Genomic DNA, 8993 nt, shown 5'->3' on the forward strand with positions numbered 1-8993 from the left:
CCCTCGGACGATTGATCCCGCACCCACGCCTGCGAAAGGACTCCAAGGCAAAACTCCTCGGTCCGTTCCCCTAATCAGCGCTTCCCCATCCGCCCACCACCGGTGCCCCCCCCGGATCATTCGGTGAGACAGGAGCAAGACACCCGCGCCGGCCGCCGCTGGCCCAACCGCGAGGCGGTTCCCCACGACTACCAACTAAGTTCCGGGCGGGGCTCGTAGTGGGGTGGCGATTCCCGTAGGGATCCCTTAAGCGGCGGGACGACGCTTCGTACTCTGACCCGACGGTTCGTACTTTCCTGTGGACGCTTCGTACCCTCCGGTGACGGTTCGTACCCTGGAGTGCCGAACCGTCACCGGAGGGTACGAAGCGCTGATGCCAAGTGCCGAAGCGTCGGCGCCAAGTGCCGAAGCGTCGGCGGCCGACCGTGCTTCGGCAGCCGACGTCAACCGCCGACAGCCGTAATCCCAATACCTGACAAGACGTCGTCTCACTATCCGACCGCATGGTTGTCTTTCCCGCCGCCACGTTCCTAGGGTGCGCCGCATGACCCAAGCGCATCCCCTGCTCGCCGCCGCGGAGTCCCGCGGGGCGTGGTTGCGCTCCACCCGAGTCATGTGCTGTCAGGCCTGTTAAGCGCCTGACCATTGCGGCTAAGCCGTACACGGAATCCGGCGCACTGAGGCGTCCGGAGCCGCACGGCACCAAGTGGATCACTCCCGGCCAGCAGCCGGCGGTCACTTGATAGCACCGATCCGGAGCGAGTCCCCGAAACGATGACTCCGGACGCTCATGCACCACCAGCCTGGAGGAGACATGAGCCCGATCAAGAACCCGCCCACAAGCGACGCCGGCGCCGGCCGCGCCATCCGCCCGCCGCGCGCCGGCCGCGCCAACGGCCAGTGGCGCATCGACGGCCGCAAGCCCCTGAACCCCAACGAGGTCGTCAAGCAGGACGGCGATCCGCTCGGCGCGCACGACCGCATCCTGTCCACCTACGCCGCCGCCGGCTTCGACGCGATCCCGGACGACGACCTCCACACGCGCTTTCGCTGGTGGGGCCTGTACACCCAGCGCAAGCAGGGCATTGACGGGGGCCGCACCGCCCAGCTCAGCCCCGCCGAGCTGTCCGACCGGTACTTCATGCAGCGGGTGCGCATGGATGGCCAGTCCCTGTCCGTAAAGCAGATGCGCGTCCTCGGCCGGGCGTCGAACGAGTTCGCCCGCGGCACCCTGGACGTCACCGATCGACAGAACCTCCAGATGCACTGGATCCAGATCGAGTCCGTGCCGGAGCTGTGGCGCATACTGGAGGAGGTCGGCCTGATCACCATCGAGGCCTGCGGCGACACCCCGCGCGGGATCCTCGTCTCCCCCGTGGCCGGAATCGACCCCGATGAGATCATCGATCCCTCTGCCGCCGCGGCCCAGATCCGCGACACGTTTCTCGGCAACCCCGAGATCTCGAACCTGCCCCGCAAGTTCAAAACCGCCTTCACCGGCTCCCCCACGCTCGACATCCTCCACGAGATCAACGACATCGCCTACGTGGGCGTCAACCATCCCGAGTACGGCCCCGGCTACGACCTGTGGATCGCCGGCGCCCTGTCGACCGCACCCTTCCTCGGGCAGCGCCTGGGCGCATTCGTGCGGCCCGACCAGGTCAGCGACGTGTGGTGGGCCGCCATCCGGCTCTTCCGCGACTACGGCTACCGCCGCCTGCGCAACAAGGCCCGACTGAAGTTCCTCATGGCCGAGTGGGGCCCGGAGAAGTTCCGCCGCGTCCTGCAGGAGGAGTACCTGGGCTACGAGCTGTCCGACGGCCCCGCCCCCGCGCCACCCGTCGGCGAGGCCGACCACATCGGCGTCCACCGGCAGAAGGACGGACACTACTGGATCGGCGGCAAACCGCCGGTCGGCCGCCTGTCCGGCGACACCATGCTGGGACTGGCGGACCTGGCGGAAACGGTCGGCTCGGACCGAGTGCGCACAACCCCGCTGCAGAACATCCTGCTGCTGGACGTGCCCGCCGAGCGCGTGGACGAGGCCGTGGCCGGCCTGCGGGAGCTCGGCATCGACCCGGATCCGGGGCCGTTCACGCGCTCGCTGCTGGCCTGCACCGGCCTGGAGTTCTGCAAGTTCGCGATCGTGGAGACCAAGTCCCTGGCCGCGCGGGTCGCCGCCGAGCTCGACGCCCGCCTGGCGGACCTCAACCTGGAGCGGCGGATCTCCATCAGCGTCAACGGCTGCCCCAACTCCTGCGTCCGCATCCAGATCGCCGACATCGGTCTCAAGGGGCAGATCATCACCGTCGACGGCCAGCAGGTACCGGGCTTCCAGGTGCATCTGGGAGGCGGCCTGGCGTCGGCCGGCCACGAGGAGGCCGAGCTGGGACGCACCGTGCGCGGCCTGAAGGTGGCCGCCACCGACCTGACCGACTACATCGAACGCGTCGTGCGCCGCTATGCCGCGGGGCGCACCGAGGGAGAGTCCTTCGCCCAGTGGGCGCAGCGGGCAGCGCAGGAGGAACTGGTATGAGTACCGAAGGTATCGCGCCCCTGGCCGGGCTGCGCGCAGCCACCATCCCCGTCCTGACGGCCGACACCGCCCCGGCGACCGCCCCCACGGCATCCCCTGCGGGCGTCAACCCCTACGGCCGGCTCGTCGCGCGTGGCGCCAACCGTCCTCGCTCCGCACAGGCCCCCCGCCGCAGCGAGGCCGAACTGCGGCGCATCGCCGCCGACGGCGCCGCACGGTTGGGCTCGAACGCCTCGGCCGAGGCGGTGGTCGCCTGGGCGGCCGAGACCTTTCCCGGCTCCCTGGCCGTCGCCTGCTCCATGGCGGACGCCGTCCTGCCGCACGTCGTAGCCTCCCGCATTCCCGGCGTCGACACGCTGTTCCTAGAGACCGGCTTCCACTTCCCCCAGACCGAGCAGACCCGTGACGCCGTCGCCCGCACCATGGACGTCACCGTCATAGACGTCCTGCCCGAGCTCACCATCGCCCAGCAGGACGCCGAGTACGGACCGCGCCTCTATGAGCGCGACCCCACCAAGTGCTGCCACCTGCGCAAGGTGGCACCACTGGCACGCGCCCTGTCCGGCTACGAGGCCTGGGCCACGGGCCTGCGCCGCGAGGACTCCCCCACCCGCGCCGACGCGCCACTGGTCGCCTTCGACGAGAACCACCGGATCGTCAAGCTCAACCCGTTGGCGGCCTGGAGCTTCGACGACCTGCTGGAGTACGCGACCGCGCACGACGTCGTCGTCAACCCACTGCTGGCGGACGGATACCCGTCGATCGGCTGCGAGACCTGCACCCGGCGCGTCGCCCCGGGCGAGGATCCCCGCTCCGGACGCTGGGCCGGATTCGCCAAGACCGAGTGCGGCATCCACCTGTGACCGCCACCCCGCACGCCCCGAACACGAAACCGCGGAACCGATTGGAGAGCCCCATGACCACAGCCACAGACAGCGTTACCGGCGTTACCAGCGCCCCTGCGGATCACCTCGACGCCCTCGAGTCCGAGGCGATCGGCATCATCCGTGAAGTGATCGCCGAATGCCGGCGCCCGGTGCTGCTGTTCTCGGGCGGCAAGGACTCCGTGGTCATCCTGCACCTGGCCCGCAAGGCCTTCTGGCCGGCGCCGCTGCCCTTCCCCCTGCTGCACGTGGACACCGGCCACAACTTCCCCGAGGTGCTCGCCTACCGTGACGCGACGGTCGCCGCCGCTGGAGCGCGCCTGCTCGTCGCCCGGGTGCAGGACTACATCGATGACGGCCGCCTGCGCGAACGCCCGGACGGCACCCGCAACCCGCTGCAGACCCGCCCGCTGCTGGACACCATCCGCGCCGAGGGCTTCGACGGCGTCATCGGCGGCGCCCGCCGCGACGAGGAGCGGTCGCGCGCCAAGGAGCGCATCGTCTCCCTGCGGGATGAGTTCGGGCAGTGGGATCCCCGCAACCAGCGCCCCGAGTTGTGGCGGTTGCTCAACCTGCGTCACTCCCCCGGCGAGCACCTGCGCGTCTTCCCCCTGTCCGACTGGACCGAACTGGACGTGTGGCGCTACATCGAGCGCGAGGACATCGTCCTGCCAAGCCTGTACTACGCGCACCGGCGGGAGGTCTTCTCGCGCGACGGCATGTGGCTCGCCGTCACCCCGGTGACCCAGCCGCAGGAGGGCGAGACCATCACCACCCGCACCGTGCGCTACCGCACCGTGGGCGACATGTCCTGCACCGGCGCCGTGGACTCGACGGCGGCCAACAACCACGAGATCGCCGTCGAGGTGGCCGCCTCCACACTCACCGAGCGTGGTGCCACCCGGGCCGACGACCGCCTGTCGGAGTCCGCCATGGAGGACCGCAAGCGCGAAGGCTACTTCTGATTCCCATCCCACCCTGCGAACCCACCAGACACGCACCCTGGAGAAACCTATGACCATCACCCCCTCCGAGTCCGCCCGCGCCGCAGCGGACCAACCCACTCTGCAACCGTCTCCGACCGCCGGTCTGCTGCGCCTGGCCACCGCCGGCAGCGTCGACGACGGAAAGTCGACCCTCGTCGGCAGGCTCCTAGTGGACTCCAAATCCGTGCTGCGCGACCAGCTCGCCGCCGTGGAGCGAGTGAGCCTGGACCGCGGCCTGACCCACGCCGACCTGGCCCTACTCACCGACGGCCTGCGCGCGGAGCGGGAGCAGGGCATCACCATCGACGTCGCCTACCGCTACTTCGCCACTCCCCGCCGCTCCTTCATCCTGGCCGACTGCCCCGGCCACGTGCAGTACACGCGCAACACGGTCACCGGCTCATCCACCGCCGACGTGGTGGTCCTGCTGGTCGACGCCCGCCACGGCGTAGTGGAGCAGACCCGCCGACACCTGGCCGTGGCGGCAATCCTGAACGTCCCGCACGTGGTGGTCGCCGTCAACAAGATCGACCTGGTGGACTTCTCCGCCGACGTCTACGACGCGATCGTCGCCGAACTGGCCGCCGCCGGCGCCGAGCTGGGGGTCAAGGACCTGCGGGCGCTGCCGACCTGCGCCCTCGAGGGGGACAACGTGGTGCATCGCTCGTCGCGGACCCCCTTCTACAGCGGTCCCGCCCTCCTGGAGCTGTTGGAGACTATTCCGGCCGACTCCACGTCGGCGGACGGCGCCTTCCGGCTGCCCGTGCAGCTGGTCATTCGGCCGCAGGGGGCCGCGCCGGAGGGGCTGTCCGACTACCGCGGTTATGCCGGACGGGTCGCCGCGGGATCGGTCCGTGTGGGCCAGGAGGTCGTGGTTCTCCCCTCACGGCGCCGCAGCCGGGTCACCGCCATCGACCTCGCGGACACCGCCCTGCCGGAGGCGCACGCCGGCCAGTCGGTGACCCTGCGGCTAGCCGATGACATCGACATCACGCGCGGTGATCTGCTCGCCGCCGCCACCGACCCGCCGCAACTGCTCCGGGATGTCACCGCCCGCGTAGCCTGGCTGTCCGAGCACCCCGCCAAGCCGGGAGACCGGGTCCTCGTCAAACACGGAACGCGTACCGTCCAGGCGATCGTCACCGCGATCGAGGCCGTCCTCGGCCTCGACGGCCTCACCGCCGAGCCCGCACAGACCCTGGTCCTCAACGACATCGGCACCATCCGCCTGCGCCTGTCCGAGCCGCTCCCCGTGGCCGACTACGCCCGCTCCCGCAGCGACGGCGCCTTCCTACTCGTAGACCCCTTCGACGGCTGGACACTCGCCGCGGGCATGGTGCACCTCGAGGGCGAGCGCGCGTCCGCACCACTGGCGGCATGAGCCGGACGAGCACGGCCCCGGGCATCGAGGGACGGCCCGCGCCGGAGGTTGAAAGCGTCCCGGATACCGACCGTCCCGGCACCGGGTGGGTGGCACTCATCGGAGGCGGGCCGGGGGATCCGGGGCTGGTCACGGTGCGCGGGCTGGACCTGCTGCGGCGGGCCGACGTCGTCGTCGTCGATCGTCTCGCCCCGCGCCAACTGCTGGAGGCCGCCGGTCCCGGCACGGAGGTGATCGACGTGGGCAAGCGTCCGGGGCACCATCTGCTGCCGCAGGAGCAGATCGACGCGGTGCTGGTGGAGCGGGCCCGCGCCGGGCAACGTGTAGCGCGCCTGAAGGGCGGCGACCCGTATGTGCTGGGCCGCGGCGGTGAGGAGGCGGCGGCCTGCCGGGCGGCCGGCGTCATCGTGGAGATCGTCCCCGGGGTCACCTCGGCCATCGCCGTGCCGGCCGCCGCCGGCATCCCGGTGACCCACCGGGGGCTTGCCCGCGGCTTCTCCGTGGTCACCGCACACGAGGAGCTGGTCTCCACGGTGCCGGCGCGGCGCGACCACACGCTGATCCTCCTGATGGGAGTGGCGCACCTGCGTCGCTCGGCCACGATCCTCCTGCAGGCCGGGGCCGACCCCGACACCCCGGCCGCCATCGTCGAACGCGGCTTCCTACCCGACCAGCGAGTAACCACCACCGTGCTGCGATGTCTGCCCGACGTCGCCACCGAGGTCGGCGTCACCGCTCCGGCGGTCATCGTCATCGGCGACGTCGTCACCGTCAGCCCCGCATGGAACACGCGGGTCGTCCCCGGCTAGTGCATCCGGCTACGACCCCGGCAGCCCTGAAGGATCATCATGCTCGCACTCATCCTCCTCGCCCTGGTCGGCCTGGTCGCGCAACTCGTGGATGGGACCCTGGGCATGGGCTACGGCGTCACCAGCTCCTCGCTGCTGCTCGCCGTCGGCCTGAGCCCCGCACTGGCCAGCGCCAGCGTCCACCTGTCCCAGATCGGGACCACGCTCATGTCCGGTGTCTCCCACCTGCGCCTGGGCAACACCGACCGGGCACTGGTGGCCCGCCTCGCCGTCCCCGGCGCCGTCGGCGCATTCCTGGGCGCCACCGTGCTGTCCCGGCTCGCCACGGCCGCGGCGACCCCCGTGACCGCCACCATCCTGCTGGTGCTGGGCATATATGTGCTGGTGCGCTTCGCCGTGCGGCCGCCGACCGGCGCTACCGCACGCAACAGCCCCCACACCTCCCGGCTGCTGACGCCACTGGGCCTGATCGGCGGTTTCATCGACGCGACCGGCGGCGGAGGCTGGGGGCCGGTGGTCACCACCACCCTGCTGTCGCGCGGCCGCACCGCCCCGCGCACCATCGTCGGCAGTGTGGACACCGCCGAGTTCATAGTCAGTGTGACCGCGTCGTTGGGCTTCCTCCTCGGGCTGGGGACGGCCGGAATCGACTTCGGCGTCGTCGTCGCCCTGCTGGGCGGCGGCATGTTGGCCGCCCCGCTGGCCGCCTGGGCGGTGTCCCGGATGCCGGGCACGATCTTGGGAACCGCTGTCGGCGGCCTGATCGTGGTGACGAATACGGTGACGGTTCTGGAGACACTCGGTCTAAGCACCACGGTCACCGCGTGGACGCTGTCGGCGCTGGTTGCGGCGCTGCTGCCGCTCATCGCCCTCACGGTGCACCGCACCCGCCGCACCAACGTCGTCGCGGAGGTGCAGGCGGCATGAAGACGCGTCCCCTGGTGGTGCTGGCGCATGGCACCCGCGCACCCGGCGCGCTCCCGGTGCTCGAACAGGTCAGTGCGCAAGTGGCCGACCTCCTGCCGGGAGTCGTCGTGCGCCACGGCTTCGTGGAGTTCCAAAACCCGACGGCCCGGGAGGCGTTTTCGGGGCTGCACGATCCCGTCGTGGTCCCCTTCTTCCTGGGTGGGGGCTACCACGTCCTGCACGACCTGCCCGGTCTGCTCGCCGAGCACGGGTCCGGCAGCGCCACCCGGCATCTGGGGCCCGAAGCCACGATTATCAAGGTGGTGGCCGACCGCCTCCGGCAGGCAGCGGCGGAGGCCGGCACTGCCGTCACCAGCCTCGACGGCGTCGTGCTGGCCGGCTCGGGATCGTTCAGGCGTCGACCCGTGCGGGAGACCGAGCAGGCGGCGGCGCTGCTGGCGCGGGAGCTCGGTGTTCCCGTCCGGCCCGCCTACCTGGCCAAGACCTCGCCCACGGCCCGGGAGGCGGTGGCCTCCTGGCGCCGGGAGGGCGCGCGGACGATTGCGGTGGCCCCGTATCTGCTCGCCGAGGGCAAGTTCTCCCGCGCGTTGCACCGGAGCGAGGCGAGCTTCGTCGCCGCTCCCATCGGCGCCCACCCGGCGGTCGCCCGCGTGGTCGCCCAACGCTACCGGGAGGCCGTCGGCAGCGAAATCGGTATCGAATGCGCCCGCGGGCGTGTCAGCTTAGCCCCCGTGGCCGCGGGCTAAGCTGCAACCGCAGCACCAGTGCGGGAGGGAACGGGACGTGCCTACAACCGATGCGACCGCGGTGAGCACCACACCGGAAGGCGCCGCACCCGCACGACGACGCACCTGGATCCTGATCACCTGCTGCATGAGCCTGTTCATCTCCACCATGAACGCCTCCGTGGTCAACGTCGCCCTGCCCGCGCTGCGCCGCGACCTGGGGGCCTCGACGGCCGCGCTGCAGTGGACTGTGGACGCCTTCACCCTGGTGGTCGCCGCCTTCCTGCTCATGGCGGGCACAACCGCCGACCGGGTGGGGCGGCGGCGCTTTTCGTCGTCGTCGAGCGGCGCGTGAGTCAGCCGGTGCTGAATCCGCGCTTCTTCCACTCCGTGCCGTTCACCTCCTCGGTCATCACCGCCCTGGCCCTGTTCGCCGTCCAAGGTGGGTTCATGTTCATCATGAGCGTCTACCTGCAGGAGACGCGCGGCTTCTCCCCGCTGCAGGCGGGCGCGGCCCTGATTCCGCTGGCCCTGTGCCAGGCTGTGGCCGCGCCCGTATCGGGTCGTCTCGTCTCGGCGCGAGGCACCCGGCCGCCGCTCGTGCTCGGAGGCTTGATTCTGGCGGCTGCCGGCTGCGTTCTGGCGGTCATCCCCGACGACGTCGGCATGCCACCCCTGGCGGGCCTGTTCGCCCTGATCGGTCTGAGCCTGGGGCTGGTGAACCCGCCGATCACGACGACGGCGG

9 protein-coding genes are annotated in these 8993 nt (G+C 70.9%); all 9 read left to right on the forward strand.

Annotated features, from left to right (window positions below; all coding sequences use genetic code 11):
- Window positions 1-814: 814 nt before the first annotated feature.
- Window positions 815-2536: a nitrite/sulfite reductase gene (locus BN1056_RS08165; protein WP_210580291.1), complete on the forward strand. Its 1722-nt coding sequence runs from the start codon at window positions 815-817 to the stop codon at window positions 2534-2536.
- Window positions 2533-3399: a phosphoadenylyl-sulfate reductase gene (locus BN1056_RS08170; RefSeq protein WP_210580292.1), complete on the forward strand. Its 867-nt coding sequence runs from the start codon at window positions 2533-2535 to the stop codon at window positions 3397-3399. The genes BN1056_RS08165 and BN1056_RS08170 overlap by 4 nt, the downstream gene beginning before the upstream one ends.
- Before the next feature lie 53 nt (window positions 3400-3452).
- Entirely contained in the window at window positions 3453-4385 is a 933-nt protein-coding gene (cysD, locus tag BN1056_RS08175; protein WP_210580294.1) for a sulfate adenylyltransferase subunit CysD, read from the forward strand.
- 49 nt (window positions 4386-4434) lie between these two features.
- Window positions 4435-5787, forward strand: a complete 1353-nt coding sequence (locus tag BN1056_RS08180) for a sulfate adenylyltransferase subunit 1 (protein WP_210580295.1) — start codon at window positions 4435-4437, stop codon at window positions 5785-5787.
- Complete coding sequence (cobA, locus tag BN1056_RS08185; RefSeq protein WP_210580297.1) at window positions 5784-6596, forward strand: uroporphyrinogen-III C-methyltransferase; 813 nt, start codon at window positions 5784-5786, stop codon at window positions 6594-6596. The genes BN1056_RS08180 and cobA overlap by 4 nt, the downstream gene beginning before the upstream one ends.
- A 39-nt stretch (window positions 6597-6635) precedes the next feature.
- A complete protein-coding gene (locus tag BN1056_RS08190; RefSeq protein ID WP_210580299.1) occupies window positions 6636-7523 on the forward strand; it encodes a sulfite exporter TauE/SafE family protein in 888 nt (295 codons plus the stop codon).
- Window positions 7520-8269: a sirohydrochlorin chelatase gene (locus tag BN1056_RS08195; RefSeq protein WP_210580302.1), complete on the forward strand. Its 750-nt coding sequence runs from the start codon at window positions 7520-7522 to the stop codon at window positions 8267-8269. Before BN1056_RS08190 ends, BN1056_RS08195 begins: the two co-directional genes overlap by 4 nt.
- Window positions 8270-8330: 61 nt before the next feature.
- Complete coding sequence (locus tag BN1056_RS08200) at window positions 8331-8603, forward strand: MFS transporter (RefSeq protein WP_244671591.1); 273 nt, start codon at window positions 8331-8333, stop codon at window positions 8601-8603.
- Window positions 8600-8993: MFS transporter (locus BN1056_RS08205; RefSeq protein WP_210580304.1), on the forward strand; the 394-nt coding region annotated here is incomplete at its 3' end. The genes BN1056_RS08200 and BN1056_RS08205, both read left to right, overlap by 4 nt.

It is taken from the genome of Actinomyces succiniciruminis, from assembly GCF_900002405.1.
Lineage (GTDB): Bacteria > Actinomycetota > Actinomycetes > Actinomycetales > Actinomycetaceae > Actinomyces > Actinomyces succiniciruminis.

What these genes read in the sequence shown, in the direction of transcription:
- BN1056_RS08165 (WP_210580291.1), top strand. Translation starts at nt 815, where the DNA reads ATGAGCCCGATCAAGAACCCGCCCACAAGCGACGCCGGCGCCGGCCGC.
- BN1056_RS08170 (WP_210580292.1), top strand. Translation starts at nt 2,533, where the DNA reads ATGAGTACCGAAGGTATCGCGCCCCTGGCCGGGCTGCGCGCAGCCACC.
- cysD (WP_210580294.1), top strand. Translation starts at nt 3,453, where the DNA reads ATGACCACAGCCACAGACAGCGTTACCGGCGTTACCAGCGCCCCTGCG.
- BN1056_RS08180 (WP_210580295.1), top strand. Translation starts at nt 4,435, where the DNA reads ATGACCATCACCCCCTCCGAGTCCGCCCGCGCCGCAGCGGACCAACCC.
- cobA (WP_210580297.1), top strand. Translation starts at nt 5,784, where the DNA reads ATGAGCCGGACGAGCACGGCCCCGGGCATCGAGGGACGGCCCGCGCCG.
- BN1056_RS08190 (WP_210580299.1), top strand. Translation starts at nt 6,636, where the DNA reads ATGCTCGCACTCATCCTCCTCGCCCTGGTCGGCCTGGTCGCGCAACTC.
- BN1056_RS08195 (WP_210580302.1), top strand. Translation starts at nt 7,520, where the DNA reads ATGAAGACGCGTCCCCTGGTGGTGCTGGCGCATGGCACCCGCGCACCC.